28 protein-coding genes and 2 pseudogenes are annotated in these 26,555 nt (G+C 61.8%); 17 read left to right on the top strand and 13 right to left on the bottom strand.

Annotated elements, in window-relative coordinates; translation table 11 throughout:
- Positions 1–6 precede the first annotated feature (6 nt).
- Positions 7–1,500, bottom strand: coding sequence for a YifB family Mg chelatase-like AAA ATPase (locus KSS97_RS28275; RefSeq protein WP_198797540.1), 1,494 nt, complete (start codon positions 1,498–1,500; stop codon positions 7–9).
- 222 nt (positions 1,501–1,722) lie between these two features.
- On the opposite strand from KSS97_RS28275, the gene KSS97_RS28270 reads away from it, so the two are divergent.
- Positions 1,723–3,000, top strand: coding sequence for a sensor histidine kinase (locus KSS97_RS28270; protein ID WP_198797539.1), 1,278 nt, complete (start codon positions 1,723–1,725; stop codon positions 2,998–3,000).
- A gap of 6 nt (positions 3,001–3,006) precedes the next feature.
- Here KSS97_RS28270 and KSS97_RS28265 read toward each other — a convergent pair whose 3' ends face one another.
- Positions 3,007–3,267, bottom strand: a complete 261-nt coding sequence (locus KSS97_RS28265) for an accessory factor UbiK family protein (protein ID WP_030138193.1) — start codon at positions 3,265–3,267, stop codon at positions 3,007–3,009.
- Between the two features lie 416 nt (positions 3,268–3,683).
- Here KSS97_RS28265 and glnK point away from each other — a divergent pair, with 416 nt between their 5' ends.
- The 4 genes from glnK (at position 3,684) to sutA (ending at position 6,453) form a co-directional block, all read left to right on the top strand.
- Positions 3,684–4,022 carry a P-II family nitrogen regulator gene (glnK, locus tag KSS97_RS28260; protein WP_002555808.1) on the top strand — a complete coding sequence of 113 codons (339 nt, stop codon included), beginning with the start codon at positions 3,684–3,686 and terminating at the stop codon, positions 4,020–4,022.
- Between the two features lie 33 nt (positions 4,023–4,055).
- A complete protein-coding gene (locus KSS97_RS28255; RefSeq protein WP_030138181.1) occupies positions 4,056–5,390 on the top strand; it encodes an ammonium transporter in 1,335 nt (444 codons plus the stop codon).
- A gap of 212 nt (positions 5,391–5,602) precedes the next feature.
- A complete protein-coding gene (locus KSS97_RS28250; protein ID WP_030138180.1) occupies positions 5,603–6,028 on the top strand; it encodes a secondary thiamine-phosphate synthase enzyme YjbQ in 426 nt (141 codons plus the stop codon).
- 101 nt (positions 6,029–6,129) lie between these two features.
- Complete coding sequence (sutA, locus tag KSS97_RS28245; RefSeq protein WP_007941277.1) at positions 6,130–6,453, top strand: dormancy-specific transcriptional regulator SutA; 324 nt, start codon at positions 6,130–6,132, stop codon at positions 6,451–6,453.
- Between the two features lie 203 nt (positions 6,454–6,656).
- Here sutA and KSS97_RS28240 read toward each other — a convergent pair whose 3' ends face one another.
- The 6 genes from KSS97_RS28240 to lptM are packed head-to-tail and all read right to left on the bottom strand — an operon-like array spanning position 6,657 to position 11,267.
- Complete coding sequence (locus tag KSS97_RS28240) at positions 6,657–7,361, bottom strand: HAD family hydrolase (RefSeq protein ID WP_198797538.1); 705 nt, start codon at positions 7,359–7,361, stop codon at positions 6,657–6,659.
- Positions 7,358–8,257, bottom strand: coding sequence for a tyrosine recombinase XerC (gene xerC / locus KSS97_RS28235; RefSeq protein WP_217860618.1), 900 nt, complete (start codon positions 8,255–8,257; stop codon positions 7,358–7,360). The genes KSS97_RS28240 and xerC overlap by 4 nt, the downstream gene beginning before the upstream one ends.
- Before the next feature lie 2 nt (positions 8,258–8,259).
- Positions 8,260–8,982, bottom strand: coding sequence for a DUF484 family protein (locus KSS97_RS28230; RefSeq protein WP_217860617.1), 723 nt, complete (start codon positions 8,980–8,982; stop codon positions 8,260–8,262).
- A 13-nt stretch (positions 8,983–8,995) separates the two neighbouring features.
- A complete protein-coding gene (gene dapF / locus KSS97_RS28225) occupies positions 8,996–9,826 on the bottom strand; it encodes a diaminopimelate epimerase (RefSeq protein ID WP_217860616.1) in 831 nt (276 codons plus the stop codon).
- A gap of 4 nt (positions 9,827–9,830) precedes the next feature.
- A complete protein-coding gene (gene lysA, locus KSS97_RS28220) occupies positions 9,831–11,078 on the bottom strand; it encodes a diaminopimelate decarboxylase (protein WP_030138175.1) in 1,248 nt (415 codons plus the stop codon).
- Between the two features lie 9 nt (positions 11,079–11,087).
- Complete coding sequence (gene lptM / locus KSS97_RS28215; RefSeq protein WP_030138174.1) at positions 11,088–11,267, bottom strand: LPS translocon maturation chaperone LptM; 180 nt, start codon at positions 11,265–11,267, stop codon at positions 11,088–11,090.
- 226 nt (positions 11,268–11,493) lie between these two features.
- Between lptM and cyaY the strand changes: the two genes are divergently transcribed.
- The 3 genes from cyaY to rnk all read left to right on the top strand — a co-directional run bounded on the left by cyaY (position 11,494) and on the right by rnk (position 12,757).
- Positions 11,494–11,826, top strand: a complete 333-nt coding sequence (gene cyaY / locus KSS97_RS28210; RefSeq protein ID WP_217860615.1) for an iron donor protein CyaY — start codon at positions 11,494–11,496, stop codon at positions 11,824–11,826.
- A gap of 4 nt (positions 11,827–11,830) precedes the next feature.
- Positions 11,831–12,049, top strand: a complete 219-nt coding sequence (locus KSS97_RS28205) for a DUF1289 domain-containing protein (protein ID WP_198797536.1) — start codon at positions 11,831–11,833, stop codon at positions 12,047–12,049.
- Between the two features lie 297 nt (positions 12,050–12,346).
- Positions 12,347–12,757 (top strand): nucleoside diphosphate kinase regulator, encoded by a 411-nt coding sequence (rnk, locus tag KSS97_RS28200; protein WP_217860614.1) that lies wholly within the window; start codon positions 12,347–12,349, stop codon positions 12,755–12,757.
- A 7-nt stretch (positions 12,758–12,764) separates the two neighbouring features.
- On the opposite strand, the gene KSS97_RS28195 is transcribed toward rnk, so the two are convergent.
- The 3 genes from KSS97_RS28195 to KSS97_RS28185 form a co-directional block, all read right to left on the bottom strand.
- Positions 12,765–15,608 carry a class I adenylate cyclase gene (locus KSS97_RS28195; RefSeq protein ID WP_217860613.1) on the bottom strand — a complete coding sequence of 948 codons (2,844 nt, stop codon included), beginning with the start codon at positions 15,606–15,608 and terminating at the stop codon, positions 12,765–12,767.
- A gap of 177 nt (positions 15,609–15,785) precedes the next feature.
- Complete coding sequence (locus KSS97_RS28190) at positions 15,786–16,031, bottom strand: TIGR02647 family protein (RefSeq protein WP_030138169.1); 246 nt, start codon at positions 16,029–16,031, stop codon at positions 15,786–15,788.
- A gap of 255 nt (positions 16,032–16,286) precedes the next feature.
- The gene (locus tag KSS97_RS28185; RefSeq protein ID WP_217860612.1) at positions 16,287–16,571 is read right to left on the bottom strand and encodes a hypothetical protein; all 285 of its coding nucleotides are present in this window, start codon (positions 16,569–16,571) and stop codon (positions 16,287–16,289) included.
- 125 nt (positions 16,572–16,696) lie between these two features.
- Between KSS97_RS28185 and KSS97_RS28180 the strand changes: the two genes are divergently transcribed.
- Entirely contained in the window at positions 16,697–17,356 is a 660-nt protein-coding gene (locus tag KSS97_RS28180) for a glutathione S-transferase family protein (protein WP_217860611.1), read from the top strand.
- Positions 17,357–17,492: 136 nt separating this feature from the next.
- Here KSS97_RS28180 and argH read toward each other — a convergent pair whose 3' ends face one another.
- On the bottom strand, positions 17,493–18,887 hold the full coding sequence (gene argH / locus KSS97_RS28175) for an argininosuccinate lyase (RefSeq protein ID WP_217860610.1): 1,395 nt from the start codon (positions 18,885–18,887) through the stop codon (positions 17,493–17,495).
- Between the two features lie 314 nt (positions 18,888–19,201).
- On the opposite strand from argH, the pseudogene KSS97_RS28510 reads away from it, so the two are divergent.
- The 8 genes and pseudogenes from KSS97_RS28510 to KSS97_RS28145 form a co-directional block, all read left to right on the top strand.
- Positions 19,202–19,351: pseudogene (locus tag KSS97_RS28510) on the top strand (sensor histidine kinase); the annotation flags it as partial.
- Entirely contained in the window at positions 19,348–20,094 is a 747-nt protein-coding gene (locus KSS97_RS28170) for a LytR/AlgR family response regulator transcription factor (RefSeq protein WP_030138167.1), read from the top strand. The pseudogene KSS97_RS28510 and the gene KSS97_RS28170, both read left to right, overlap by 4 nt.
- 127 nt (positions 20,095–20,221) lie before the next feature.
- Positions 20,222–21,163, top strand: a complete 942-nt coding sequence (gene hemC, locus KSS97_RS28165) for a hydroxymethylbilane synthase (protein WP_198797531.1) — start codon at positions 20,222–20,224, stop codon at positions 21,161–21,163.
- Positions 21,160–21,906, top strand: a pseudogene (locus KSS97_RS28505) (uroporphyrinogen-III synthase); the annotation flags it as partial. The gene hemC and the pseudogene KSS97_RS28505, both read left to right, overlap by 4 nt.
- 36 nt (positions 21,907–21,942) lie before the next feature.
- Complete coding sequence (locus KSS97_RS28500) at positions 21,943–23,073, top strand: uroporphyrinogen-III C-methyltransferase (RefSeq protein ID WP_225936138.1); 1,131 nt, start codon at positions 21,943–21,945, stop codon at positions 23,071–23,073.
- Complete coding sequence (locus KSS97_RS28155; protein ID WP_030138165.1) at positions 23,070–24,311, top strand: heme biosynthesis protein HemY; 1,242 nt, start codon at positions 23,070–23,072, stop codon at positions 24,309–24,311. The genes KSS97_RS28500 and KSS97_RS28155 overlap by 4 nt, the downstream gene beginning before the upstream one ends.
- Positions 24,312–24,503: 192 nt before the next feature.
- Positions 24,504–25,046, top strand: a complete 543-nt coding sequence (locus KSS97_RS28150) for a disulfide bond formation protein B (RefSeq protein WP_217860608.1) — start codon at positions 24,504–24,506, stop codon at positions 25,044–25,046.
- Between the two features lie 176 nt (positions 25,047–25,222).
- Positions 25,223–25,681 carry an Rsd/AlgQ family anti-sigma factor gene (locus KSS97_RS28145; RefSeq protein ID WP_030138163.1) on the top strand — a complete coding sequence of 153 codons (459 nt, stop codon included), beginning with the start codon at positions 25,223–25,225 and terminating at the stop codon, positions 25,679–25,681.
- A gap of 53 nt (positions 25,682–25,734) precedes the next feature.
- Here the strand turns inward: KSS97_RS28145 and KSS97_RS28140 are convergent, their stop codons facing one another.
- Complete coding sequence (locus tag KSS97_RS28140) at positions 25,735–26,400, bottom strand: FKBP-type peptidyl-prolyl cis-trans isomerase (protein ID WP_030138162.1); 666 nt, start codon at positions 26,398–26,400, stop codon at positions 25,735–25,737.
- Positions 26,401–26,555 lie beyond the last annotated feature (155 nt).

The raw sequence follows: 26,555 nt of genomic DNA, 5'->3' as shown, positions 1-26,555 counted from the left end.
GCTGTTTCAGGCCGTGGTCGGCCGATACTGCAGCGCTTCGGCCAGGTGTTCCCGGCTGATCCGCTGCACATGCTCAAGGTCGGCCAGGGTCCGGGCGACCTTGAGCAGGCGATGAGCGGCTCGCAACGACAGGGTCAGTCGTTCGCAGGCGGTTTCCAGCCAGGCTTCGTCGGCGGTGGAGAGTTTGCAATGCTGGCGCAAGCCCGGCAGGTCCAGGAATGCATTGGCGCAACCTTGACGTATTTGCTGGCGCTCCCGGGCTTCGGCCACCCGCTCGGCCGCGGTGGCCGTGTCGCCACCGGGTTCGCCTTTCGGATTCAGCGCCGTGGCCTCCCGTGCAACGGTCAGGTGCAGGTCGATGCGATCAAGCAAGGGGCCGGACAGTTTATTGCGGTAACGCTGCACCATGTCGGGCGTGCAGGAGCAACGGCCACTGGGCTCGCCGAGGTATCCACAGGGACAGGGATTCATTGCCGCGACCAGTTGGAAGCGCGCCGGGAAGCGCACGCGGTCGCGGGCTCGGGAAATCACAATGTGACCGGACTCCAATGGTTCCCTCAGCACTTCTAGCACCTTGCGGTCGAACTCCGGCAGCTCATCCAGGAACAGGACACCATGGTGGGCGAGGGTGATTTCCCCCGGTTGTGGCTTGGATCCGCCGCCTACCAGCGCAGGGCCGGAAGCCGAGTGATGCGGCTGGCGAAACGGACGTTGCGGCCAATGGCTCAACGGCACGCAGCTGGCCACCGACTGGATGGCTGCGACCTCCAGGGCCTCGCTTTCGGCCAGTGGCGGCAACAGCCCTGGCAAACGGCTCGCCAGCAGAGTCTTGCCGGTGCCCGGTGGGCCGCTGAACAACAGGTTATGAGCGCCCGCTGCGGCGATCAGTAGCGCGCGCTTGGCACCTGCCTGCCCTTGGACTTCGCTGAGATCGGGGTACGGCCTGCTGGCCGAGAGCAGCCCGTTGGAAACAAAGGGCTCGACGGGTGTGTGGCCGTTGAAATGCGCCACCGCTTCGAGCAGATGATCCACGGCGATCACTTTCAACCCCGAGGCCAGGCAGGCCTCCTCGGCATTCGCTCGCGGCACCACCAGCATCCGCCCGGCCGCGCGTGCCGCCAGTGCTGCCGGCAGAACGCCGCGTACCGGTCGCACGGCGCCGGACAACGCCAGCTCACCGAGGCACTCGACGTCGTCCAGCATCAGCGTTGGCACCTGCACGCTGGCGGACAGGATGCCAAGGGCAATCGCCAGGTCGAACCGCCCGCCGTCCTTGGGCAGGTCTGCCGGCGCGAGGTTGAGGGTGATGCGTCGTGCCGGGAAATTGAGTCCCGAATTGATGATCGCGCTGCGCACCCGGTCCTTGCTTTCCTTCACTGCTGCCTCTGGCAGACCGACCATCGTCAGTGACGGCAAGCCATTGGCCAGATGAACTTCAACGGTAACGGCGGGAGCCTCCACCCCCACCTGGGCGCGGCTGTGGACAATGGCGAGCGACATGAAGCGGTCCTTGAGACGAATAGGGTGCCGCGTCCTGCGGCTCTTGAAGATTAGTCGGCGAAAGCAGCGCGGGAGCTGCAATTGGAAGGGGAAATCTTCGCAGGATATTACCGAGGCGCCGGCGCCATCTCAGGATGAACGTGGCCCGGGCGAGGCCTCTGCTAAGCTGGATTTTGTCTGATCGGCACCGGGCGGGATCAACGCACAGAGAGGATGTGACCCATGGACGATCTGTTGGCGTTGTTGACCGACAAGCGCTTCATGCCCCACGGGCATTGCTACATGTGGCGGCCTGACCTGCTGTGGACCAATGTGATCGCCGACGGTTTGATCACCCTGTCCTACGTCACCATCCCCTTCACCCTCCTGTACTTTATCCACAAGCGCAAGGACGTACCGTTTGATTGGATGCTGGCGGCCTTTGGAGTGTTTATCCTGGCCTGCGGGACCAGCCACGTGATGGAGATCCTGACCATCTGGCAGCCCTATTACTGGCTGTCGGCGCTGGTCAAGGTGATCACCGCGATTGCCTCGGTGATTACCGCGATCCTGCTGGTCCGGCTGGTACCGGCAGCCCTGAAGATCCCCAGCCCGCAGCAATTGGCCAGGGTCAACGACGAGTTGCGCGAGGCGCAGGCCGAACTGGTCACGACGGCGCGCCGGGCCGGCATGGCGGAAATTGCCACCAATGTGCTGCACAACGTGGGCAACGTGCTCAATAGCGTGAATGTGTCAGCCCAGGTCCTGTACGAGAAGGTGCATACGTCCAAGGGGCCATCGGTGGCCAAAGTCGTCCAGCTGATGAAGGAGCATCCCGATGACCTCGGTGACTTCATCAGCAGCGACCCGAAGGGGCGCGCGCTACCCGATTATCTCGACAAGCTGGCCGACGCGCTGGCAATCGAGCAACAGGGCATGATCGCCGAGCTGGCGCAGTTGACCCGCCGGATCGACCACATCAAGGAAATCGTCGCCACCCAGCAGTCCTACGCCGGTAATTCCAGCGTGCTGGAACCGGGCATGCTGCGTGAACTGGTGGAGGATGTGGTGCGCATCAGCGGGGTGTCCCTGGTGCGGCACAAGGTGACGCTGGTCCAGGAACTTGACGATGTGCCGATGATGCCGCTGGACAAGCACAAGGTCTTGCAGATCCTGGTCAACCTGATAAACAACGCCAAGCAGGCGCTTGTCCCGGTCACGGATCGGTCGCCGCACATCACGTTACGCCTGAAGGCGGTTGACGACGCCCGTGTGCGAATCGAGGTGGAGGACAATGGCGAAGGCATTACCGAGGACAACCTTGCCCGGGTGTTCGAGCATGGCTTCACCACGCGTGCCGATGGTCATGGTTTTGGCCTGCATAGCTGCATCCTGGCCGCCCATGAGATGGGCGGCGACCTGACCGTGCGCAGCGCGGGGGAGGGCCAGGGGGCGCTTTTTATCTTGGAACTGCCGATCACGCCGGCCCCCGGGCAATCGCGAAAGGTTGCCCAAGGCTGAGGTCGCTTATGGCGAGGTCGAGGCCAGTCGCTCTTCCAGCTCGGCTACTTTTGCCTCCAGGCTTTCCAACCTGGCCCGAGTCCGGGCCAGCACGACCATCTGGCTGTCGAATTCCTCCCGACTGACCAAGTCCAGCTTGCTGAAGCCGCTTTGCAGCAAGGCCTTGAACTGGCTTTCGATTTCGCTTTTGGGCAGCGGCGTGTCGCCACTCAACAGGCGGGAGGCATGGCCGCTCAGGGCGTCGAGGAGGTCTTTGGGCGCAAGCATGGCAGGGTGTCCTGGAAAACAATGGCGGGCAGTGTATCACGCAGTGTCTATAGTCAATTCGCCAGGCAGGGATGCACGCTTTTCGCGCACGGGGCCGGGCGCTGTCGCACCGTTGTTGTGCGTATCGTTGCGCTTCGTGGCCCGACACCGCCGCATGCAACGGGTAAGGGGTTGAAATCAGGAGGGTTGGGCACAGATGGCAAGGTTTCTGCTTAGAGGCTGATGACCCATGCACTGATGCAGTCGCTGTGACGAATGCAGTGCAGCAGGCGAAACGGGGAGTTTCGTCAGGATCGGTTAACTGGCACCTGTCGGGCAACTTGGGCCGACGACGCGTTACAAAGCCAGGCACTGCGCTTAGACTTGAGTCGGGTTTGTTTTCCTGGGGCAAGTCCACCAATTCGGGAGAAAGTTTCATGAAGCTAGTCACTGCCATCATCAAGCCGTTCAAGTTGGACGACGTGCGCGAGTCGTTGTCCGAGATCGGCGTGCAGGGCATTACCGTTACTGAGGTCAAAGGCTTCGGTCGGCAGAAAGGTCACACCGAGCTGTATCGCGGCGCGGAATACGTGGTCGATTTCCTGCCCAAGGTGAAGATCGACGTCGCCATTGACGACAAGGATCTTGACCGGGTGATCGAGGCAATCACCAAGGCCGCCAACACCGGCAAGATCGGTGACGGGAAGATCTTTGTGGTCAATCTGGAACAGGCTATCCGCATCCGTACCGGCGAAACCGATACCGACGCCATCTAAGCCGCCAAACCCAACGCCCCAGGAGAAAACAATATGACTCTGCGTAAATTCGCAGGGCTAGGAGCCCTGTTGTCCTTCGCAATGCCTGGCCTGGCCATGGCAGAAGAAGCGGCAGCCCCCGTCCTGAACTCCGGCGACACCGCCTGGATGCTGACGGCCACGATTCTTGTACTGTTCATGACCATTCCCGGCCTCGCCCTGTTCTACGGTGGCATGGTCCGGTCGAAAAACCTTCTTTCCGTGATGATGCAGTGCTTTGCCATTACCGGTCTGATCAGCGTCCTGTGGGTCATCTATGGCTACAGCATCGCGTTCGACACCACCGGCATGGAGCAGGGCGTCGTCAACTTCAATTCCTTCATCGGTGGCCTGGGCAAAGCTTTCCTGGCCGGCGTCACGCCAGCGAGCTTGACCGGCCCGGCGGCGCTGTTCCCTGAGGCGGTGTTCATCACCTTCCAGATGACCTTCGCCATCATCACTCCGGCCCTGATCGTCGGCGCGTTTGCCGAGCGGATGAAGTTCTCCGCCATGCTGATCTTCATGGGCGTGTGGTTCACCCTTGTGTATGCGCCGATTGCGCACATGGTCTGGTCCGGTAACGGCGGCCTGCTGTGGGACTGGGGTGTGCTGGACTTCGCTGGCGGCACCGTGGTGCACATCAACGCCGGTATCGCAGGCCTGGTGGCGTGCCTGGTGTTGGGCAAGCGCAAGGGCTTCCCGACCACGCCAATGGCGCCGCATAACCTGGGTTACACCCTGATGGGCGCGGCCATGCTGTGGGTCGGCTGGTTCGGCTTCAACGCCGGTTCCGCCGTTGCCGCCAACGGCACCGCCGGCATGGCGATGCTGGTCACCCAGATCGCTACCGCCGCGGCGGCGCTGGGCTGGATGTTTGCCGAGTGGATCACCCATGGCAAGCCAAGCGCACTGGGTATCGCCTCGGGTGTCGTGGCCGGCCTGGTCGCCATCACTCCCGCTGCTGGCACAGTGGGCCCGATGGGCGCCCTGGTTATCGGCCTGGCGGCCGGTGTGGTGTGCTTCTTCTGCGCCACCACCCTCAAGCGCAAACTCGGCTATGACGACTCCCTGGACGCCTTCGGCGTGCATGGCATCGGCGGTATCCTCGGCGCGATCCTGACCGGCGTGTTCGCCGCACCGGCCCTGGGCGGCTTCGGCACCGTGACCGATATCGGCGCGCAAGTGTGGATTCAATTCAAGGGTGTGGCGTTCACCGTGGTCTACACCGCGATCGTCACCTTCATCATCCTCAAGGTACTGGACGCCGTCATGGGTCTGCGCGTCTCCGAGGAAGAAGAAGCCGTGGGCCTGGACCTGGCCCAGCACAACGAGCGCGGTTACAACCTGTAAGCAGCGCATAAAAAAAATGCCCGGTTCGCCGGGCATTTTTTTGTCTGGAATTTGTCATTGCTCACAGGGCGTGCTGGTTTTTCCGACGCCTTTTGTTGTGTATGCGACATGGGTTTTTCTACCGCCAAAGGCTTACATGGGGGCAAGAATATTAGGCCCTTTGTTTTTTCCCAGAGCGCGCTAGAATGCGCGCCGAACGTGCGGAGATCTGTATGTGGCAGCAGACGTTGATAACCCTGCGGGCAAGGCCCCGGGGCTTTCATCTGGTGACAGACGAGTTGCTCGCCGGCTTGCCTGAACTCAAGGCCTGTCGTGTCGGTCTGTTGCATCTGTGGCTGCAGCATACCTCGGCCTCGTTGACCATCAACGAGAACGCCGATCCGGCGGTACGTCGAGACTTCGAACGATTTTTCAATCGGCTGATCCCACAAGGAACCGCCGACTATGAGCACAACGACGAAGGCCTGGACGACCTCCCGGCGCACTTCAAGGCCAGTGTGCTGGGGTGTCAACTCAGCCTTCCGGTAACGGCGGGGCGGTTGGCATTGGGTACCTGGCAAGGTGTCTATTTGGGCGAACACCGTGATCATGGCGGTGCTCGTAAAGTCCTCGCCACCTTGCACGGTGAAGGGGCATGACCGCTGATTGCCGGCGGATCTTGAATTTTTTCTGGCAGCCTTCGACAGATGGCGAAGCTGGGCTATAACTAATCTGCTTTTCGCAAGTCATGAGGTAGAACATGAGCGACGATGATCTGGAAAACGACGACCTCGAAGTAGGTGATGAAGACGAGGCCGAAGAAGGCCTGGAAGCGGCGGCTGAAGACGTCGCTGACGACGACGGTGCCGATGTTCCGGTCCCGACTGCCAAAGGCAAGGCCAAGGCAGCGGTATCGGTCGACGAGTTGCCGAGCGTAGAGGCCAAGAACAAGGAGCGTGATGCGCTCGCCAAGGCCATGGAGGAATTCCTGGCCCGGGGCGGAAAGGTGCAGGAAGTGGAGGCCAACGTGGTCGCTGATCCGCCCAAGAAGCCTGACAACAAGTACGGCAGCCGCCCTATCTGAGTATCTGCCCTTGCTTGCTGAAAAAGCCCGCCGTCGCTGCGGGCTTTTTCATGGGTGCGATTCTGTTCCCAGACCAGGCGCAGTCTCTGTGGGAGCGAGCTTGCTCGCGATAGCGGTGGGTCTGTTGGGAGTTGATGTTGTATGTGCCGCCGTCATCGCGAGCAAGCTCGCTCCCACAGAAGGCTGTGGCTACAGGGCAGGGTTCAGCGCTGGCTATGCCACGCTGCCAACAACCCCGGCAGTTCGGTCAGGCTGCGGATCTCTGCGTCGGGGGCGTGATCGGCGTCCCAGGCCTTGCCCGTCGGGTTGAACCACACCGCGCGCAGGCCGGCCTGTTGGGCGCCGGCGATATCGTCGCCCGGGTGATCGCCGATGTGCACGGCGGTTTGCGCCGTTGCACCGCCGCGTTGCAAGGCTTCGTGGAACAGCCGGGCGTCAGGCTTGGCGACGCCGATGTCTTCGGCGCACAAGGCAAACTTGAAGTAGTCGGCCAGTCCGAGGCGACGCACATCGGCATTGCCGTTGGTGACGACGCCAAGGGCGAACTGGTTGGCGAGGATTTCCAGGGTCGGCTCGACGTCGGGAAAGACCTCCAGTTGATGCCGGGCATGGAGGAATGCCTCGAATCCCTGGTCTGCCAACTCCGAGGCTCGCCACTGGTCATAACCGGCGTCTTGCAGCGCCCGGAACAGCACGCGTCGGCGCAGTGCACTAATGCGGTGCTTGAGGTTCGGTTCTTCGCTGAGCACTTGCGCGCGGATCGCCCACAGGCGCTCCACCGGGAAATCGCCCAGGTCAGGCGCGTTGTCGGTCAGCCATTGGCGTAGGACGGCTTCGGCGCTGGCGATCACCGGCGCGGTGTCCCACAGCGTGTCGTCCAGGTCGAAAGTGATGAGCTCGATGGTCATGATTCGTCGCCCTTGATGCGTTTGGCCCTGGGGTGGGCACTGTCATAGACCGTCGCCAGGTGCTGGAAATCCAGGTGGGTATAGATCTGGGTGGTCTTGATGTCCGAGTGGCCGAGCAGCTCCTGGACGGCGCGCAGGTCCTGGGAGGATTCCAGCAGATGGCTGGCGAAGGAATGCCTGAGCATGTGCGGGTGCAGGTTCTGCCCCAGCTCACGTTCGCCGGTGGCCTTGACCCGCAGTTGGATGGTCCGCGGGCCCAGGCGTCGGCCCTGCTGGCTGATGAACACCGCGTCATCGACCGGATTGGCCAGTGCTCGCAGCGGCAACCACAATTCCAAGGCTTCGCGGGCTTTGCGGCCGATAGGCAACAGTCGGGTCTTGCTGCCCTTGCCGAGCACCTGGACCATGCCGTCGGCCAAGTCCAGTTGATCCAGGTTCAGCCCCGTCAGCTCGGAAAGCCGCAAGCCGGAGGAGTAGAAGAGTTCGAGGATCGCCTGGTCCCGTCGCGCCATGAAGTCATCCTCGACGGCGCCGTCCAGCAATTGCAGGGCGCGGTCGGTGTCGAGGGTCTTTGGCAGGCGGCGTTCGCCTTTGGGCGGTGCCAGGCCGGTGGCCGGGTCGTGATCGCACAGGCCTTCGCGGTTCAGGTAGTGATACAGGCCCCGCACCGCCGACAAAAGTCGCGCCAGGCTGCGGGAGGATTGCCCCTGCTGGTGCAGGCGGGCGACGAGGCTGCGCAGGCGCTGGATGTCGAGGCTCGACCAGGTGTCGATGTTCTGCTTCTGGCACCAGCCGAGCACTTTTTCCAGGTCACGGCGGTAGGCCGACAAGGTGTGAGGCGACACCTGGCGCTCACTGCGCAGGTGTTCGCAGTAGGCGTCCAACTGCCGTTCCATCGTCAGCGTACCGAGCGCAGCGAACCGGCGACCCGTGGCAGCACCCGACCGGTGACTTCGGCGATGTAGCTCAGGAACAACGTGCCCACCGAGCTCTTGTAGTGCTGCGGATCGCGGCTGGCGATGGCCAATACGCCGTGGACGCCCTGGTGGGCGATGGCCACGACTGCAGTGGAACCGATCTGCTTGCGCTGCTCCTCGCCAAACAGGAAGTCCAGCTCGTGCTCGCGCAGGCTGCCGCTGACACTTTTGTTCTCCGTGAGCAGGCCGCCGATGGCTGTCTGCGCGTCGGCGTGGGTGACCCAGCGGCCCACCGGCATGGCGTTGTCGCCAAACAGGATCAGGCTGACGAAGGGCACCTGGAAATCCTGGCGCAGGCTGTCCTCGACGCTCATCACCACGTCTTCCAGGGTGCTGGCATCCATCAGTGCAAGAATCAGCCGCCGGGTCTTGTCGAAGAGCCGATCGTTGTCCCGGGCGACGTCCATCAGGTGCGAAAGGCGATGGCGCATCTCGATGTTGCGCTCACGCAGGATCTTCATCTGGTGCTCGACCAGCGACACGGTATCGCCGCGCCGGTGGGGGATCCGCATCGTGGCAAGCAGGTCTTCATGCTCGACGAAGAAGTCCGGATGCGCCTCCAGGTACGCGGTCACCGCCGCTGAGTCTGGAAGGCTCGGGGTTTCGTCGGATTGCGGGGCTGGAACCTTTGGCTTGTCGGTCATGGGTTTGGCTCACTCAAAGACGAACTTGTCCTTCGTATACGCGTACGGCCGGGCCGGTCATCATGACCGGTTCGCCAGGGCCTGCCCACTCGATGGACAGGCGCCCGCCGGGCAGGTCGATCAACAGGGGCGAATCCATCCACCCTTGGCTGATCGCAGCGACGGCCGCAGCGCAGGCGCCGGTGCCGCAGGCCTGGGTTTCCCCGGCGCCGCGTTCCCAGACGCGCAGTTGGGCGCGGTGGCGGTCGATGACCTGCAGGAAACCCACGTTTACCCGCGCCGGAAAGCGCGGGTGGTTTTCGATCTTCGGCCCCAGTGCGTGTACCGGTGCGCTGTTGATGTCGTCCACGCGCAGCACCGCATGGGGATTGCCCATGGACACCGCCGCCAGTTCCACTGGCGTGCCGTCGACATCAACGGTGTAGTTCAGGGCCTGGGCCTCTGCCTGGAACGGAATGTCCGCCGGCACCAGGCGTGGAGCACCCATGTTGACGCCGATCTGGCCGTCGCTGCGCACATCGAGTTCGATGATGCCGCTCTTGGTCTCGACGCGAATCTGCCGCTTGGCGGTCAGGCGCTTGTCCAGCACGAAGCGGGCGAAGCAGCGCGCGCCGTTACCGCACTGTTCCACTTCCGAACCGTCGGCGTTGAAGATCCGGTAGCGGAAATCCACGTCCGGGTTGTTGGGCGCCTCGACGATCAGCAACTGGTCGAAACCGATACCGGTGTGCCGATCACCCCATTGCTTGGCGTGCTTGGGCAGGATGTGCGCGTGCTGGCTGACCAGGTCGAGGACCATGAAGTCATTGCCCAGGCCGTGCATCTTGGTAAAACGCAGCAGCATGGTATTACTCCGGCAGCAGGCTTTCGCCGGCAAACAGCTCGGCTACCGTCTCGCGGCGGCGTACTTCGAATGCCTGATCACCGTCCACCAGCACCTCGGCGCAGCGGCCACGGGTGTTGTAGTTGGAACTCATGACAAACCCGTAGGCACCCGCCGAATGCACGGCCAGCAGATCGCCTTCTTCCAGCGCGAGCTCACGACCCTTGGCGAGGAAGTCACCGGTTTCGCAGATCGGCCCGACGATGTCGTAGCTGCGGGCTTCGCTGTCACGTGGGCGCACGGCGGTGACGTCCATCCAGGCCTGGTACAGCGCCGGGCGGATCAGGTCGTTCATGGCCGCATCGACGATGGCGAAATCCTTGTGTTCGGTGTGCTTGAGGTACTCGACCTGGGTCAGCAGCACGCCGGCGTTGGCGACGATGTAGCGGCCCGGCTCGAACATCAACGCCAGGTCGCGGCCGTCGAGGCGTTCGCGCACGGTCTTGATGTAGTCGGCCACCAGCGGCGGCTCTTCATCGCGATAGCGCACGCCGACACCACCACCCAGGTCGATATGGCGCAGGTAGATGCCGCAGTCGCCGAGGCGATCGACCAGTGCCAGCAGGCGGTCGAGGGCGTCGATGAAGGGTTCGAGGGTGGTCAGTTGCGAGCCGATGTGGCAATCGACGCCCAGCACTTCCAGGTTCGGCAGTTGGGCGGCGCGCACGTACACGTCCTCGGCGTCGGCAATGGCGATGCCGAACTTGTTTTCCTTCAGGCCGGTGGAAATGTACGGATGGGTGCCGGCGTCGACGTCCGGGTTCACGCGCAGGGAAACCGGCGCACGAACGCCCAGTTCGGCGGCGACGACTTGCAGGCGTTCCAGCTCATCGGTGGATTCGATATTGAAGCAGTGCACGCCGACTTCCAGGGCGCGACGCATGTCTTCGCGGGTCTTGCCAACGCCGGAGAACACGATCTTGTCAGCGCTGCCGCCAGCGGCCAGCACACGCTCCAGCTCGCCACCGGACACGATGTCGAAGCCGGCGCCCAGGCGTGCCAGGACGTTGAGCACGCCCAGGTTCGAGTTGGCTTTTACAGCGAAGCACACCAGGTGCGGCATGCCGTCGAGGGCATCGGCGAACGTGCGGTACTGGGCTTCGATGTGGGCACGGGAATAGACGTAGGTCGGCGTGCCGAAACGTTCGGCGATCGCAGACAGGGCGACCCCTTCCGCGAACAGCTCCCCGCCACGGTAGTTAAAAGCGTCCATGGCGTTCCCTTAGTAGGTGGTCTGGGTGTCGTGCGTGTGGGATTTGGATTGCGACGACTTGGCCTGCTCTGCTTGTTCTTCGGGAGACTTGCTGTCATCAGGCAGGTACAGCGGACCTTTTTGACCACAGGCTGTCACAAGGCAGGCAACCGCGACGAGCGCAGCAAGGGAAGAGATCAGGCGCTTCATGGCGAAATCCTTGAAAATGCGTTAATTGCGCCGGAGTATACCGGCCACCCGACAGCTTGCCTATGCAACGGGGCGCCCGTCCGGCGGGCCTTGGGCTCCAGCGGCGCCCATTTGGTGAACAATGTTCAGCACCCACGGGCCCTTGGTCGTTATCCTTTGCATTCAGCCGGGCGCGTCCGTATCTTGCGGCGCTTGAGCCCGATCAGACATTTTTGAGGTTGCCGCAATGAGTTTGTCCGAAGCCCGTTTCCACGATCTGGTCGATGCGACCCAGCAAACGCTGGAGGATATCTTCGAAGAAAGCGACCTGGACATCGACCTTGAAATGTCCGCCGGCGTGCTGACGGTCAAGTTCGAAAACGGTACCCAGCTGATTTTCAGCCGCCAGGAACCGTTGCGACAGTTGTGGCTGGCGGCGGTGTCCGGCGGCTTCCACTTCGACTACGACGAGGAAAGCGAACGCTGGATGTGCGACAAGAGTGAAGAGCAACTGGGCGAGATGCTCGAACGAATCGTCAAGCAACAGGCCGGCGTCGAATTCGATTTCGAAGGCTTGTGATTTCGTGAGCCAGACCGTCCCGGCGCGGCCGCCCAAGCCGCTCTACAGCAATGTCAGCCCGGCCGTGCCGTCGCCGTGCACCAGCGTGTGCAAGCTCAATGAGCACAAGGTCTGCCTCGGCTGTTTCCGGCATGTGGAGGATATCCGCGAATGGCGCTCGGCCGACGATGAGCGTCGGCGGGTGATTTGTGCCGAGGCGCTCAAGCGCCGATCCCTGAAGTAGCCACTCACGGATGGATGAGCGCTTTGTGACGAGGGAGCTTGCTCCCGCTCGGCTGCGCAGCAGTCGCAGTTTTTTGGTCGCTTCGCCCGAGGCGTCGGACCGTCCCAGCGGGAGCAAGCTCCCTCGCCACAGGGGCCGGTGTTGTCCATGGGCAAGGCAAATCTTGCCTGGGTTGTATATTTTTTGAGCTGTGGTAGTGTCCAGCAACGCCTCACCCCATCGAGGCGCGTGAAAACCCCGTCTTTATGTGGCGGGGTTTTGCTTTTTTCGTGCAGAAGAAAGGAGTCTGCCTGGACCATGACCGCACCTTCCATCACCCTGACTCGCCTGGACGTACAGCGTCTGGAGCGCTTGATCGACAGCCTGGATGAAACGCTGCCAGGCGTGGTCGCCTTGCAAACCGAACTGGATCGCGCCGAAACCCTGGTGGGGCACGATGAAGTGCCTGCCGATGTCGTGACCATGAATTCGCGGGTGCACTGCCGCGAGGAAAGCAGCGGCAAGGATTATCACCTGACGTTGGTGTATCCACAGGACGCCAATGCGGACGAGGGGCGGATTTCGATTCTTGCGCCAGTGGGCAGCGCCTTGCTGGGCTTGAAGGTCGGGCAGCACATCGACTGGCCGGCCCCGGGCGGCAAGACGCTGAAACTGACCTTGCTGGAAGTCGAGTCGCAGCCGGTCAATGGCGGCGACTGCACGTTCTGACCCCGTCTCAGACCTGGTTCAGCGCCTCGTTCAGCGCGCGTTCCAGGTCCGCCTTGTAGCGCAGGAATAAATTGCTTGAGCAAGCGCTGTCACCCACCAGGCCCGAGAGGTCCAGGTCGGTGATGTAGCAGCGATAGCGCTCGGCCTCGCGGCGCTGGCCGACAATTTCCCTGGCGACCACGCGGAACAATTGGTCGCCATGTTCCAGCTCCGAAAATTCGCGCTGATCGCAATAGAGGGTGACGTGCACCTGGCCGTGCGCGGCTTTGCCGATGATCGCCTGTACGTCATAGAACGACTTGTTGACCGGCGTTTGCGGCGATTGCCGTGATTCGACACGCCGGGCCCGTCCGCTGCCAGAAGGCAAGAGTTGGTAATAGAGAGTTTCCAAGGGCAGGGGCTGCGCCCCGTCCATCGGTAACAAGGCATCGCGGCGGTAAAGTACCGATTGCAGGAATCGCTGCAGCGGCACCAGCAGGCTTTGTTCATCGTGGAATGGCAAGCGTTGCTGCCACAACGCATTGAACTCATCGAGCACGTACAGCTCGGCTTCTTCTTCATAGACCCGGTAGAACACCTGGATGCACTCGGGCTGGCCCATGGGCAGGATCAGCGCTACGTCGTGATCTTCCAGCGCCATCGCGTCCAAGTGCAGCGGGCTATAGGCCGTCAATTCTTCGCCCAGATAATCCATCAGCGCCGACAGGCTGCCGAGCGCCACGTGGTTGACCTGGCCCGGCACCAATTCCAGCACGTGGTAGTGCTGCTGGACCTGAAGCAGGTAGCGATAGTTGAGTCTGCTCAGCAGCAAGGTCTGGGCCGTCTCGATAACTTCCTCGACCCGTCGCGCGATGAACTGCGCGCGGTTGTGGCAGAAACAGCGGACCTGCAAGCGTGGCTGGTGCCGTGTCGCCGGCAGATCGTTGAGGTAATCGCGCAAACAGTCGAGCAACGCATGCTCGCCGTCGAAGCGGGTGACCAGCACTTCATTCCAGCTATTGAGCGTGACCTGGTCGAGGGTCAGCACCAGGTTCTCCCGCACCCCGGCATAGCTCAGGGAATCGGTGCGCTCGGTGGTCATCAGGATGTTCAGGTCGCGATGATGCTTGAGCGGGTCGACGCCGACGTTCACCAGGATCAGCACTTCGCTGGGGACGCTGGCATGCAGTAATTGTTCTTCGTCGACTGTCGTCAGAGGCAGGGCAATGGCCTGTTGCAGGCTGCCCAGCAGGTTGAACAGCTCAAACTCGCTCAGGTCGCTTTCGCCGGGGTGCAGCGCCAGGCGCGTGCTGCTGTCGATCACGCCGTTGCGATGGCACCAGGTGAGCAATTCAAGCAATTCGCGGCTGCGCTTGATGGGGGCGAAGTTTTCCCATTCCAGGGCGTTCAGGCTGCCGTTGTACAAGCCCCACTGGTTCTGCCCCGGTTCTTTCTTGTTCGGCGACTGGACCAGGGTCAGGGTGTCTTCGGCCAGGTCCGGGGCGATTCCAGGATTGATGAATTCGACCTTGTCGGCCTTGCGCTCGAAGGCCGCGTACAACCGACGACCGAGGACATTCAGGTCGCGCTTGTTGATCAGGCTGACGGTCTTTTCGGTGCGGGCGAACTGGGTCAGGAAGCGATAGCTGTAGGTCAGCTCGCCGACCAGCGCGCGCCGCTCATTGCTGACCTGGCGCACCTTCCATTGGCTGCGGCTGTCCAGCAGGGCGAGTTGACGTTGATCCCAGCCCCACTCACGGGCCAGGCGTTCCAGCAGGTTGCGCTGCCAGCCGCTGCTGCGAACCGGGCCGGTGAGCTTGCGATTGACCTTGAGGTACAGCGCACGCCGGATCAGCTCAAGGCGCTCGGGTTCGCCACGGACGTTGAGGTATTCCTCGATCCGGCGATAAACCACCATGTACGGGTCCAGTTCGTCCAGGTCCAGGCGGTTGGCAAATACGGCCTGCTTGAAGCGCAGGCTCAGGCAGCGCACCGTTGGGTGTTCGCTGGCGTAGACCTCGGTGAGCAGGAGCTTGAGCACGGACTTGTAGGGCGACTCGATGCCCTTGAACAACTGCCAGAGCCCAGCGCCGATGAATTCTCCCGGCGGGATGTAGGCCAGGTGTCCCAAGTCCAGGGTTTCGTCTGCACGAATGAAACGCTTGGATATCAGCGTATGAGTGTATTGCTCATAGTTTTCTTCTTCGTAGACCGGCACCAGCCACCAGATCGGCGTACGCCCGGCCAGCCAGATCGCGGTGCGGTAGAACTCGTCCAGCAGCAGATAGTGTTGTGTGGTGCCGCAGTCATCGGAGCTGAGCTGATTGTCCCGTTCGCCCCGGACGAATCGCGCCGGGTCGATGAGAAAAAAGTGCGCTTCAGCGCCCTGGGTCGCGGCCCAGGTTTCCAGCAACTGGCATTTCTTGCGCAGCTCGGCCAATTCATCGTCGCTCAGGTCCGGCCCGTGGCACACCCACACGTCCATATCGCTCTGGTCGGCCTGGGCCAGGGTGCCGAGGCTGCCCATCAGGAACAGGCCAAGGATCGGCCGTGGTGGGTTGCTGCCATGGCGCGGCTTGTAGGAAAACGACCGGGTCAGGCGTTGGGCTTCGGCGAGGACGTTGGCGTCGGGTTCGTAATTGGATAACCCGGCGGGCGTGCTCCCCGAGACGTAGCCGGGCAGTAGCGGATGGTTGACGTGAAAAAACAGGGGAAGCAGCGTCAGCACGCCTTGCTGGCGGGTCGACAAACCTTCCAGGGCACGCTCCATGCGTACGGAGTTGAGCTTGAGAAAACGCGCGCGCAATTGGCTCAGGACCTTGCGGTCGATTCCCTCGTCCAGATCGGGGCGTATTTCGTGATTGCGGGTCATGTCAGCTCAAACCGGCTCGCGGCGTCGAACGTGGGGAACAACACAGGTGATGGCAGGTTAGCGCCCGTCTCTTGGAATTCTTGAGCTGGAAATGATTTTGAAATCAGGATTTTTACGCAAGAAGCCTGTACGCCTGCGGAAATCCCGATGAAGGGGATTTCCGTGGGCGGGGAGAGATCAGGCGGTTTCTTCGGCGCGGAGTATTGTCAGGACAGTTTGCACATTTTGCGCGGCATCACGCCCCAGGCTGGTCAGGTAGCCGCCATCGGGTTGGTCTATCAAGTCTTTTTCAAACAGCCGTTGGGCAGCGGCGATAGCTTTGGGGGCAGCGGTCTGATGAATTTTCAGGCCTTCCTGGGAACTGTCCAGGTTGAAGAGTGCAAGGATTTCCAGTTCGGCAACCAGCTCAGGGGTAAGCGACATAAGGACTCCAGACTTTCTAGGAATTTGGACGACAGCGTCACTAAGGTGAGCGCACTTGGCCGAGCTGTCCAGTGTCAGTGTCATGCTTTTTTTGTTTTTTGTAGCGAGTCCAGGCAAGTCCCTTGTGGCGAGGGGATTTATCCCCGCTGGGGCGCGAAGCGGCCCTAAAAAATGGATTCATTACCATTTTGGGCCTGCTGCGCAGTCCAGCGGGGATAAATCCCCTCGCCACAAAGAGCAGCTGTGCTTGTCGATTCAGTTCTTTTCCGGCGGCAGCTCGGGCAGGGCGCGCAACGCGGCTTCGTACCACTCGGTATCGAACGGACGGTCTTCTTCCAGGATCGCGTCGATTTCCACCGCCAGCACGTGGGCCATCAGGTTGAGGATCTCTTCGCGTTCATAACCCACCAGGGTCAGCTTGTTGAACGTGGCCTTGGCCGCTGGCGGGTTGTCGCTTTCGATCTGGTTCTCGATGGCCTGGATCAGCGTGTTCTCGACGAATTCTTCTTCGTCATTGTCGATGTCAGTCGGCTCGCTCATGGCAGGCTCCTTGGGGAAAAGGACGCCAGTTTACCTGCATTCACCGGTGTGATGCGCCTGGCGCGAAATGCGTCGGCGGGCTATAACCCAAGGCTGCCAACCCCGTACGGCCTGGAGGCTATGGAATGCTTAAGCTTTATGGTTTTTGTGTCAGCAATTATTACAACATGGTCAAGCTGGCGCTGCTGGAGAAGGGGCTGCCCTTCGAAGAGGTCCCGTTCGTGGGGGCCCAGACTCCCGAAGCGCTGGCCATCAGCCCTCGCGGTAAAGTGCCGGTGCTGAAGACCGAGCAGGGATTTATCAACGAAACCAGCGTGATCCTCGAATACCTCGAGCAAGCCCAGCCAGGCAAGGCCTTGTTGCCCGCCGATCCGTTCGAGCGCGCCCAGGTATTGGCCTTGTGCCGGGAAATCGAGCTGTACATCGAGTTGCCTGGACGTGCCTGCTACGCCGAGGCTTTTTTCGGCATGCCGGTGCCGGATGCGGTCAAGGAGAAGGCCAAGGGTGAATTGCTGCTGGGGTTCGCTTCCCTCGGCCGGCACGGAAAATTCGCGCCGTACGTGGCGGGTGAGACCCTGAGCGTTGCCGACTTGTACTTCTACTACAGCCTGTCGCTGGTCTTGCAGGTGGGCAAGAAAGTCTTCGATATCGACCTGCTGGCCGATATGCCAAAGGCGAAGGCCTTGATGGAATTGATGGGGCAGAACCCGCACGTGCAGCGGATCGCTGCGGACAGGGAGGCAGAGATGCCGGCGTTTTTGGCAAGGATCTCCGCCAAGAAGTGATACTTTTGCTGCTCTGAAGGGCGCTATCGCGAGCAAGCTCGCTCCCACAGTTGGATCTCCAATGTTCGCAATTATGCGTCTACCGAAGATCTACTGTGGGAGCGAGCTTGCTCGCGATGCTTTTGGCTTTGAGCTGTTAGCGGCTGGCAAGCAGCGCCTGGCCTCGCACCACGGCTGCCTTGACCTGCGCCGGCGCCGTTCCGCCAACGTGGTCACGGGCATTGACCGAACCTTCCAGGGTCAGCACCGCAAACACATCCTGCTCGATCTGGTCGCTGAACTGGCGCAGTTCGTCCAGGCTCATTTCCGCCAGGTCCTTGCCAGTGTCCACGCCGTACTTCACCGCATGGCCGACGATTTCGTGGCAATCACGGAACGGCAAGCCACGGCGCACGAGGTAGTCGGCCAGGTCGGTGGCGGTGGAGAAACCGCGCAGGGCCGCTTCGCGCATGACCGCATGCTTGGGCCTGATGGCCGGGATCATGTCGGCGAAAGCCCGCAGCGAATCGCGCAAGGTGTCGGCCGCGTCGAACAGCGGTTCCTTGTCTTCCTGGTTATCCTTGTTATAGGCCAGTGGCTGGCCTTTCATCAGGGTCAACAGGCCCATCAGCGCACCGAATACCCGGCCGCTCTTGCCCCGTACCAGTTCCGGTACGTCAGGGTTTTTCTTTTGCGGCATGATCGAGCTGCCGGTGCAGAAGCGGTCGGGCAGATCGATGAATTGGAATTGCGCACTGGTCCACAGCACCAGTTCTTCGGAGAAGCGCGACAGGTGCATCATTGCAATGCTCGCGGCAGCGCAGAATTCGATGGCGAAATCGCGATCCGAGACGTTATCCAGCGAGTTTCCGCCGACGGCATCGAAGCCCAGCAGTTGCGCGGTGTACTCTCGGTCGATCGGGTAGGTGGTGCCGGCCAGCGCGGCGCTGCCCAGGGGCATGCGGTTGGTGCGCTTGCGGCAATCGACCAGGCGCTCGTAGTCGCGGCTGAGCATCTCGAACCAGGCCAGCATGTGATGCCCAAACGTTACAGGTTGCGCGGTTTGCAGGTGCGTGAAGCCGGGCATGATGCTCTCGGCCTCGCGCTCGGCTTGTTCCAGCAGGCCTTTTTGCAGGCGGGTGATCTCGGCCAGGATCAGGTCGATTTCATCGCGCAGCCACAAGCGGATGTCGGTGGCGACCTGGTCGTTGCGGCTGCGGCCGGTGTGCAGCTTCTTGCCGGTCACGCCGATGCGATCGGTCAGGCGCGCCTCGATGTTCATGTGCACGTCTTCCAGATCGACACGCCAGTCGAACTGGCCGGACTCGATCTCGCCCTGGATGGTCTTCAGGCCATTGATGATGCTGTCGCGCTCGGCATCGGTCAGCACGCCGACCTTGGCCAGCATGGTGGCGTGGGCGATCGAGCCCATGATGTCGTGGCGATACAGGCGCTGGTCGAAGTTGACGGAGGCGGTGAAGCGGGCGACGAAGGCGTCGACGGGTTCACTGAAGCGGCCGCCCCAGGACTGATTGGTCTTGTCAGTGCTCATGAATTCGCTCGTGATCGGCTGGAAAAAAGTAGCGGTTGAAGGCTGTGGCGGATGATAGCAGGGTTGCCGGGGCTGGCGCTGGCAGTGGTCGCCAGGTTTTTCGCAGCGAACGCCAACGGATCCAAAGGGTTTTTCGCACAACGATATTTTTCGATTGAGCAATATCGTCGCGGCAACCGTCTACAGTGGACGGTAAGGCTTTGCTTTTTCACCTGGACGCATCGGATGCACCAAGCAAGGGGGTGTGCATATTGGTCAAATCGATTGTTAACAAACCCTGTGGCGACGCTGTGCGACAACAGGCCTCGAGCATCGGTCGGCAAGCGCTGGTAAAGATAGGCAACCGCCTCGCGGCACTTTTTGGCCCTCGGACGAGTCTTAGCGTGGATCGCGGTGACGGATGTCACTTCCCCTGTCTACGCTATCCTTGTGCGAGACTCACGCAGGAATCCAGCGCAATATGAATGTCCTGATCGTTGACGACGAACCACTGGCCCGCGAGCGCCTGAGCCGATTGCTCGGTGAACTCGAGGGTTACAGTGTCCTGGAGCCGAGCGCCACCAATGGCGAAGAGGCATTGGCCCTTATCGACAGCCACAAGCCGGATATCGTGCTGCTCGACATTCGCATGCCTGGCCTGGACGGCTTGCAGGTCGCGGCGAAGCTGTGCGAGCGCGAGTCCCCGCCCGCGGTGGTGTTCTGCACCACTCGGGATGACTTTCCCCCCGAGGTATTGCAGGCCGGCGCCGTGGGCTACCTGATCAAGCCTGTTTCCGTTGAGGCGCTGGAAGAGGCGCTGCGCAAGGCAGAGCGGCCGAACCGCACACAACTGGCGGCGCTGACCCGTCCTGCCGCCGAAAGTGGCAGCGGTCCTCGCAGCCATATCAGTGCGCGGACGCGCAAGGGGATCGAACTGATCCCGTTGAACCAGGTGGTCTATTTCATTGCGGATCATAAATACGTGACGTTGCGCCACGAAAGCGGCGAAGTGCTGCTGGACGAGCCACTCAAGGCCCTCGAGGACGAGTTCGGCGAGCGGTTCGTGCGCATTCACCGCAACGCGTTGGTGGCGCGTGAACGCATCGAGCGGTTGCAGCGCACGCCCCATGGGCATTTCCAGTTGTACCTCAAAGGGCTTAACGGCGATGCACTGATTGTCAGCCGGCGGCATGTCGCGGGTGTGCGCAAGATGATGCAGCAGCTTTAGCACGACGCCTCGATGGGTTCTGTTTCCAGGATTGGCGGCCAGGGAGGCCTCGGGGTCGTGATTCAAATCAAAGCGGATTTGGCTGAGCTGTTATTATCTGCCGTATCTTTTAAGTACGGATTGATCCATGTCCCCTCGCGAGATCCGCATCGCCACCCGTAAAAGCGCCTTGGCCCTCTGGCAGGCCGAATACGTCAAAGCCCGCCTGGAAGCGGCCCATCCCGGTTTGATCGTGACGCTGGTGCCGATGGTCAGCCGCGGGGACAAGCTGCTGGATTCGCCACTGTCGAAGATCGGGGGAAAGGGCCTGTTCGTCAAGGAACTGGAAACGGCCTTGCTGGACAACGAAGCCGATATCGCCGTGCATTCGATGAAGGACGTGCCCATGGATTTCCCCCTGGGCCTGGGTCTTTTCTGTATCTGCGAGCGGGAAGACCCACGCGATGCGTTCGTCTCCAATACCTATGCCAGCCTTGATGCACTGCCCGCCGGGAGTGTGGTGGGTACTTCCAGCCTGCGTCGCCAGGCTCAGTTGCTGACTCGTCGTCCCGATCTGCAGATCCGTTTCCTGCGCGGCAACGTCAACACCCGCCTGGCGAAGCTCGATGCCGGCGAGTACGACGCGATCATCCTCGCCGCCGCTGGTTTGATCCGCTTGGGTTTCGAGGACCGCATCACCTCGGCCATCAGTGTCGACGACAGCCTGCCGGCTGGCGGGCAGGGTGCGGTAGGGATCGAGTGCCGCAGCGCCGATGACGAAATCCATGCCTTGCTGGCGCCTTTGCACCACGAAGACACCGCCATCCGTGTGTTCGCCGAACGTGCTCTCAACAAACATCTGAATGGCGGCTGCCAAGTGCCGATCGCCTGCTATGCCGTGCTCGAGGGCGAGCAAGTCTGGTTGCGTGGCCTGGTCGGCGATCCGAGCGGCGGCACGCTGCTCAGCGCTGAAGCCCGGGCACCGTGGCGCGATGCCGAGGCGCTGGGTGTGCGGGTCGCCGAAGACCTGCTGAGCCAAGGCGCTGACGACATCCTCAAAAAAGTCTACGGCGAGGCAGGCCCCGCGTGACAGGTTGGCGCCTGCTGCTTACCCGTCCAGCGGACGAGTCGCGCGCGCTGGCGGCTGTCCTGGCGGATGCCGGTGTCTACAGCAGCAGCCTGCCATTGCTGGATATCGAGCCGATTCCCCTTTCAGCGCCAGGGCAGGCGACCCTCCAGGCCTTGGATCAATATTGTGCCGTGATCGTGGTCAGCAAACCCGCTGCACGGTTGTGCGTGGAACTGCTGCGCCAATATTGGCCACACCCCCCGGACCAACCATGGTTCAGCGTGGGGGCTGCGACCGGCCAGATTCTTGCCGACGCCGGCCTTGGCGTGTCTTATCCCGATAATGGCGACGACAGCGAGGCCTTGCTTGAGCTTGCGGCGTTGCGACAGGCTATCGACCGACCTGACCCACGCGTCTTGATCGTGCGCGGTGAAGGCGGGCGCGGTTTGCTGGCAGAGCGTTTGCGCGAGCAAGGTGCTAGTGTCGATTACCTGGAGCTGTACCGGCGCGGCCTGCCGCAATATGGCCAGGACGCTTTGCCGGCGAAGGTTGAAGCGGAACGCTTGAACGCCCTGGTGGTCAGCAGTGGGCAGAGCTTCGAGCATCTGCACCGGTTGGCCGGTGAAGCGTGGCCCGCCCTGGCGCGGCTACCGTTGTTCGTGCCAAGCCCCAGGGTCGCCGAGATGGCGCGTGCCGCCGGGGCTCGGACAGTTGTGGATTGCCGTGGCGCCAGCGCCGCGGCTTTGCTGGCGGCGTTACGGGAACAATCCGTGCCGTTTTCTAATGCAAAGGATGGACACGTGAGCGAAACAGCCTTGCCAAAAGATCAAGATCAGCCAGCGCTCGATGCTCCGCTCGACGCCAAGGCGCCGATTGCGCCGCGTCGCGGCAACGGACTGGCGATTGTCGCGCTGTTGTTGGGCGCCGCCGGCGTGGCGGTGGGTGGCTGGGGCGTGTGGCAAGTGCGCCACTTGCAAGCCAACACCCAGCAGCAGTCTGCCCAGGTCCAGACGCTCAATGACCAGGCCCAGAGCCTCAAGCTCAATGAGCAACGCCTGAGTGAGCGCCTGGAGCAGTTGCCCGCGGCTGAAGAATTGGAAGAGCGGCGCCGCCAGGTCGCGCAGTTGCAGGGCGATCAGCAGCGCTTGAACCAGCGCCTGGAAACCGTGCTCGGTGCCAGCCGCAAGGATTGGCGCCTGGCTGAAGCCGAACACTTGTTGCGCCTGGCCAGCCTGCGCCTTTCCGCCCTGCAAGACATCAGCAGCGCCCAGGCATTGGTGCAGGGCGCGGATGAAATCCTGCGCGAGCAAAACGATCCGGGATCGTTCGCCGCACGCGAGCAACTGGCCAAGACTCTCGCCGCGCTACGCAGCACCGAACAACCGGATCGCACCGGCCTGTTCCTCCAGTTGGGTGCCTTGCGCGACCAGGTACTGCAGCTTTCAGAAGTGGCGCCCGAGTACAAGGATCGCGGTGAATCCCTGTTGGGCCTGACCGCCGATGGCGATGGTGCCAGCCGTTGGGCGCAGTGGTGGGATCAGATCTCCCGCTACATCCGCATCGATTTCAATGCCGATGAAAACGTTCGCCCACTCCTGGCCGGGCAGAGCTTGATGCAGGTGCGCCTGGCCTTGAGCCTGGCGCTGGAGCAGGCGCAATGGGCCGCTCTCAACGGCCAGGCGCCGGTCTACACCCAGGCGTTGGCCGAAGCGCGGGATGTGCTCAAGAACAACTTCAACCAGGACAACCCGCAAAGCAGGATCATGCTCGAGCGCGTCGTCGAGCTGAGCAAGTCGCCGGTCACTGTAGTCACGCCGGACCTGACCGGCACGTTGAGCGCGGTCCAGGCCTACCTTGAACGTCGCAACGTGAATGCCGAAGATTCCGTCAAGCCGATGCCCAAGGCTGGCGGGCAGGAGACCAAGCCATGAAACGCCTCTACGTGATTCTGTTCGTGGTCATCGCTGTCGCCGCCGTGCTGGGCGTGGCGATTGCCGAGCATTCGGGTTACGTGCTCGTGGCGTACAAGAACTTTCGTTACGAAGCCGGTCTCTGGGTCACCCTCGCATTGCTGGCTGTGCTCTGGCTGGTATGGCGGGGCGTGAGCGCCTTGATCGGGCTGGTCACCACGTCCACTGGCGTGGTCAATCCGTGGTCGCGCCGCAACCGCAGTCGTCGCGTGCAAGTCGCCATCGAGCACGGCCAGTTGGACCTGGCTGAAGGTCGCTGGGCCAGCGCCCAGCGGCACCTGCACCGTGCGGCCGAAGCCGAGCGCCAACCCTTGTTGTATTACCTCGGTGCCGCCCGTGCGGCCAACGAACAAGGTCTTTATGAGCAAAGCGACAGTTTGCTGGAGCGAGCCCTGGAGCGTCAGCCCCAGGCGGAACTGGCCATCGCGCTGACACACGCTCAGTTGCAGACGGACCGGGGCGACACCGACGGTGCCCTGGATACGCTGCAAGCCATGCATGATCGCCATCCGCATAACGTGCAGGTCCTGCGTCAGTTGCAGCGTTTGCACCAACAGCGCGGTGACTGGTCGGCGGTGATCAGGCTGTTGCCTGAGCTGCGCAAGGACAAGGTGCTGCCCGCCGCCGAACTGGCCGAGCTGGAGCGTCGTGCCTGGGGCGAAAACCTCACCCTGGCGGCACACCGCGAAGCCGATGGGAGCGTCGGCTTGCAGTCGCTCAACCGCGCCTGGCAACAATTGAGTTCCGCACAACGCCAGGAGCCGGCACTGGTGTTGGCCTATGCCGAACAGCTCCGGCAGCTGGGCGCCCAAGTAGAAGCGGAAGACGTGTTGCGCACCGCCCTCAAGCGCCAGTACGACAGTCACCTGGCACGCCTGTACGGCTTGGTTCGCGGTGCGGATCCAACCCGTCAATTGCAGGCGGCAGAGGGCTGGCTCAAGGACCATCCGACGGACCCAAGCCTGCTGTTGACGCTGGGGCGCCTGTGCCTGCAAAACAGTTTGTGGGGCAAGGCCCGGGATTATCTTGAAAGCAGCTTGCGGGCCCAGCGCAACCCCGAGGCTTGCGCCGAGCTTGCGCGGTTGCTGGCGCAACTGGGGGATGCGGAGCGTAGCAACCAGCTCTTCCAGGAGGGGTTGGGGTTGTTGGACGAGCGTTTGCTTGCAGCACCCCTGCCAGTTCCGGCGCAGGTCGTTTAAGCAGCAATCTAGTCGCTGTAGCGACGGTATTGTGCTGCCTTCGGTAAAGTCCTACAGCTAACTGCGCCAAGTCCCGTTGTGTCTGTCGGGAATTCCCTACACCTTTGGTGAAGTGTCCGCACGGGCCTGCCTTGAAAGGCCCGACGGCTTTCCTCTACCGTAACAGCTTGTCTCTTCTGTTACGGAACCGCCATGTCTTTGGCCAGCTCACGCTTCTTGTTTCTCATGGCTTCCATTGCCGCAGCCCTGGCTCTGGGTATCGCCAGTTACCTGGAATATGCGGTCGGCCTGACCCCGTGCAGCTTGTGCATTTTGCAGCGGTTATGCCTGACGATTCTCCTGGTGAATTGCCTTGGGGCTTGCATGCACGGTCCTGGCCGAAAGGGCAGTGTTGTCTATGCCACCGCAGGGGTGGTATTCGCGTCCGCAGGGTTGATGCTGGCGTGGCGTCAGGTCTTGGTGCAGAGCGCTTCGGTTGAGGGTTTGCCTGACTGCGTTGCCCGGTTGAAGGGAGCGGATTCGTGGTGGCATGCGATGAGCCATGTGCTTGAGGGCGCTATCGACTGCACAAGTGTCACTTGGACGTTATTCGATCTGAGCCTGCCCGAGTGGAGCCTGCTGTTTTTTCTTGCCCTGGCCATTTCGATGGCCTACCTGCTGTTGCGCCTGGCCTGGGATGCCCTGGTCCGCCCTTTCAGCGACCAGACGTCGCAGTTGGTCAGGGTGCTGGATTAAACACTTGTATGAACTTTATCTCCTGCGTACCTTGAAGCGGTTGTCGTGCGGGCATAATCTGGCCCGCACGTATCATTGGAATTGTGCCACTCGATCATGTTGTACCTGGCGTGTTCCTGGTCATCCAGGTGCGTTTCAGGCTGCGAGGGGCATGACTCAGAAGGGAAGAAATCACCATGCTCGAAAGTTGTCAGAATGCTCAGGAACGCTGGGGTGGGGTGCATCTGCTGATCGACCGCTGGTTGCAGGAGCGTCACGAACTGGTTCGGGCCTATGATGCTCTCGGCGCCAAGCCTGAAGCCCTGAGCGAAAGCCGCAAACCCTTGCAGGATTTCTGCGGTGTGCTGGTCGACTATGTGTCTGCCGGTCATTTCGAGATATACGAACAACTGACGGGCGAGGCCAAGGCCTTCAACGACAAGCGTGGCCTGGAGTTGGCCGACACGATTTATCCGCGCATCGACGTCATCACCGAAAAATTGCTGGCCTTCAATGATCTCTGCGACGAAGGCAAATGCGTGGCGGAAAAATTCAAGGAGCTGGGTGGCTTGCTCCACGAGCGTTTCGAGCTGGAAGACTGCCTGATCGAAGTGTTGCACAACGCCCATAAGGAAGAGGCTGCGGTCCAGGCTTGAGGGATTCGCGGTGAACGAAAAACGGTGCGCATTGCGCACCGTTTTTTTTTGCTTCAGGTCGTCGCGCCGAGCAATTCGATTTCAAACACCAGTGGCGTGAAAGGCGGAATCACATCCCCTGCACCTTCGGCACCGTAGGCCAGCGCCGACGGAATCACCAACCGCCATTTCGCACCCACCGGCATCTGCGGCAGCGCACTGCGCCAGCCGTCGATCACGCTATCAAGGTTGAACCACTGCGCTTGATGGTTGGAGTCGAATACCGTGCCGTCCGGCAACCGACCGACATACAGCACCTGGACCTTGCCGTGAGGGCCGGCTTTGCTGCCGTTGCCGGGCTTGAGTTCGGTCAGCAGGATCCCATCCGGCAGTTGTTGCACGCCCGGCCGGCTTTTTTCATCGTTGAGAAATTTCTGCTCGGTCTTCAACGCCACTTGGGTCTCGGGTGATGCCGATTGCGCGGTCAGTTGCGCCTGGTGTTCGGCCAGGATCTGTTCGATGCGCTCGTCCTTCAGGGCCAGCGGCTTACCGAGATAGGCCTGTTGCAGGCCTTCGACCAAGGCGTGTATCTGCAAGTCGGGCACGTCTTGGCGCAAGCGTTCGCCAAGGCTCGCGCCGAGGCTGTAGGCCAAGTCGTGGGCATCGTTTGCGTTGGTTTTCTCCGCGGCCTGCGCCATAGGGAAGACCAAGCAAAAGAGTAGAAAAAGGTGACGCGACATGTGTGCTTACTCCGGCCTCGATTCGAGGGATTATGCCAGTGTCGATATCTGTGCAAGCGCATGGCCGTGGCAATGCCGCAGAAGATTTTTTGCGACTTGCAACGCAACGCCATGTGTAGTGTCAACATGCCCTAGCGGCGGTTGCAGCAGAGGTC

The sequence above is a fragment of the Pseudomonas alvandae genome (genome assembly GCF_019141525.1).
GTDB lineage: Bacteria > Pseudomonadota > Gammaproteobacteria > Pseudomonadales > Pseudomonadaceae > Aquipseudomonas > Aquipseudomonas alvandae.
The sequence above is the reverse complement of the archived record's forward strand: the minus strand, read 5'-3'. Positions and strand labels throughout refer to the sequence as shown.

Bases quoted from the DNA above. Each gene is read 5' to 3' on its own strand.
- KSS97_RS28190 (WP_030138169.1), bottom strand. From the start codon at position 16,031: ATGTCGCTTACCCCTGAGCTGGTTGCCGAACTGGAAATCCTTGCACTC.
- xerC (WP_217860618.1), bottom strand. From the start codon at position 8,257: ATGGAACGGCAGTTGGACGCCTACTGCGAACACCTGCGCAGTGAGCGC.
- KSS97_RS28185 (WP_217860612.1), bottom strand. From the start codon at position 16,571: ATGAGCGAGCCGACTGACATCGACAATGACGAAGAAGAATTCGTCGAG.
- sutA (WP_007941277.1), top strand. From the start codon at position 6,130: ATGAGCGACGATGATCTGGAAAACGACGACCTCGAAGTAGGTGATGAA.
- KSS97_RS28275 (WP_198797540.1), bottom strand. From the start codon at position 1,500: ATGTCGCTCGCCATTGTCCACAGCCGCGCCCAGGTGGGGGTGGAGGCT.
- KSS97_RS28270 (WP_198797539.1), top strand. From the start codon at position 1,723: ATGGACGATCTGTTGGCGTTGTTGACCGACAAGCGCTTCATGCCCCAC.
- glnK (WP_002555808.1), top strand. From the start codon at position 3,684: ATGAAGCTAGTCACTGCCATCATCAAGCCGTTCAAGTTGGACGACGTG.
- KSS97_RS28180 (WP_217860611.1), top strand. From the start codon at position 16,697: ATGCTTAAGCTTTATGGTTTTTGTGTCAGCAATTATTACAACATGGTC.
- cyaY (WP_217860615.1), top strand. From the start codon at position 11,494: ATGAGTTTGTCCGAAGCCCGTTTCCACGATCTGGTCGATGCGACCCAG.
- KSS97_RS28230 (WP_217860617.1), bottom strand. From the start codon at position 8,982: ATGACCGACAAGCCAAAGGTTCCAGCCCCGCAATCCGACGAAACCCCG.
- KSS97_RS28140 (WP_030138162.1), bottom strand. From the start codon at position 26,400: ATGTCGCGTCACCTTTTTCTACTCTTTTGCTTGGTCTTCCCTATGGCG.
- KSS97_RS28155 (WP_030138165.1), top strand. From the start codon at position 23,070: ATGAAACGCCTCTACGTGATTCTGTTCGTGGTCATCGCTGTCGCCGCC.
- lptM (WP_030138174.1), bottom strand. From the start codon at position 11,267: ATGAAGCGCCTGATCTCTTCCCTTGCTGCGCTCGTCGCGGTTGCCTGC.
- dapF (WP_217860616.1), bottom strand. From the start codon at position 9,826: ATGCTGCTGCGTTTTACCAAGATGCACGGCCTGGGCAATGACTTCATG.
- KSS97_RS28250 (WP_030138180.1), top strand. From the start codon at position 5,603: ATGTGGCAGCAGACGTTGATAACCCTGCGGGCAAGGCCCCGGGGCTTT.
- lysA (WP_030138175.1), bottom strand. From the start codon at position 11,078: ATGGACGCTTTTAACTACCGTGGCGGGGAGCTGTTCGCGGAAGGGGTC.
- hemC (WP_198797531.1), top strand. From the start codon at position 20,222: ATGTCCCCTCGCGAGATCCGCATCGCCACCCGTAAAAGCGCCTTGGCC.
- argH (WP_217860610.1), bottom strand. From the start codon at position 18,887: ATGAGCACTGACAAGACCAATCAGTCCTGGGGCGGCCGCTTCAGTGAA.
- KSS97_RS28170 (WP_030138167.1), top strand. From the start codon at position 19,348: ATGAATGTCCTGATCGTTGACGACGAACCACTGGCCCGCGAGCGCCTG.
- rnk (WP_217860614.1), top strand. From the start codon at position 12,347: ATGACCGCACCTTCCATCACCCTGACTCGCCTGGACGTACAGCGTCTG.
- KSS97_RS28265 (WP_030138193.1), bottom strand. From the start codon at position 3,267: ATGCTTGCGCCCAAAGACCTCCTCGACGCCCTGAGCGGCCATGCCTCC.
- KSS97_RS28145 (WP_030138163.1), top strand. From the start codon at position 25,223: ATGCTCGAAAGTTGTCAGAATGCTCAGGAACGCTGGGGTGGGGTGCAT.
- KSS97_RS28255 (WP_030138181.1), top strand. From the start codon at position 4,056: ATGACTCTGCGTAAATTCGCAGGGCTAGGAGCCCTGTTGTCCTTCGCA.
- KSS97_RS28150 (WP_217860608.1), top strand. From the start codon at position 24,504: ATGTCTTTGGCCAGCTCACGCTTCTTGTTTCTCATGGCTTCCATTGCC.
- KSS97_RS28195 (WP_217860613.1), bottom strand. From the start codon at position 15,608: ATGACCCGCAATCACGAAATACGCCCCGATCTGGACGAGGGAATCGAC.
- KSS97_RS28240 (WP_198797538.1), bottom strand. From the start codon at position 7,361: ATGACCATCGAGCTCATCACTTTCGACCTGGACGACACGCTGTGGGAC.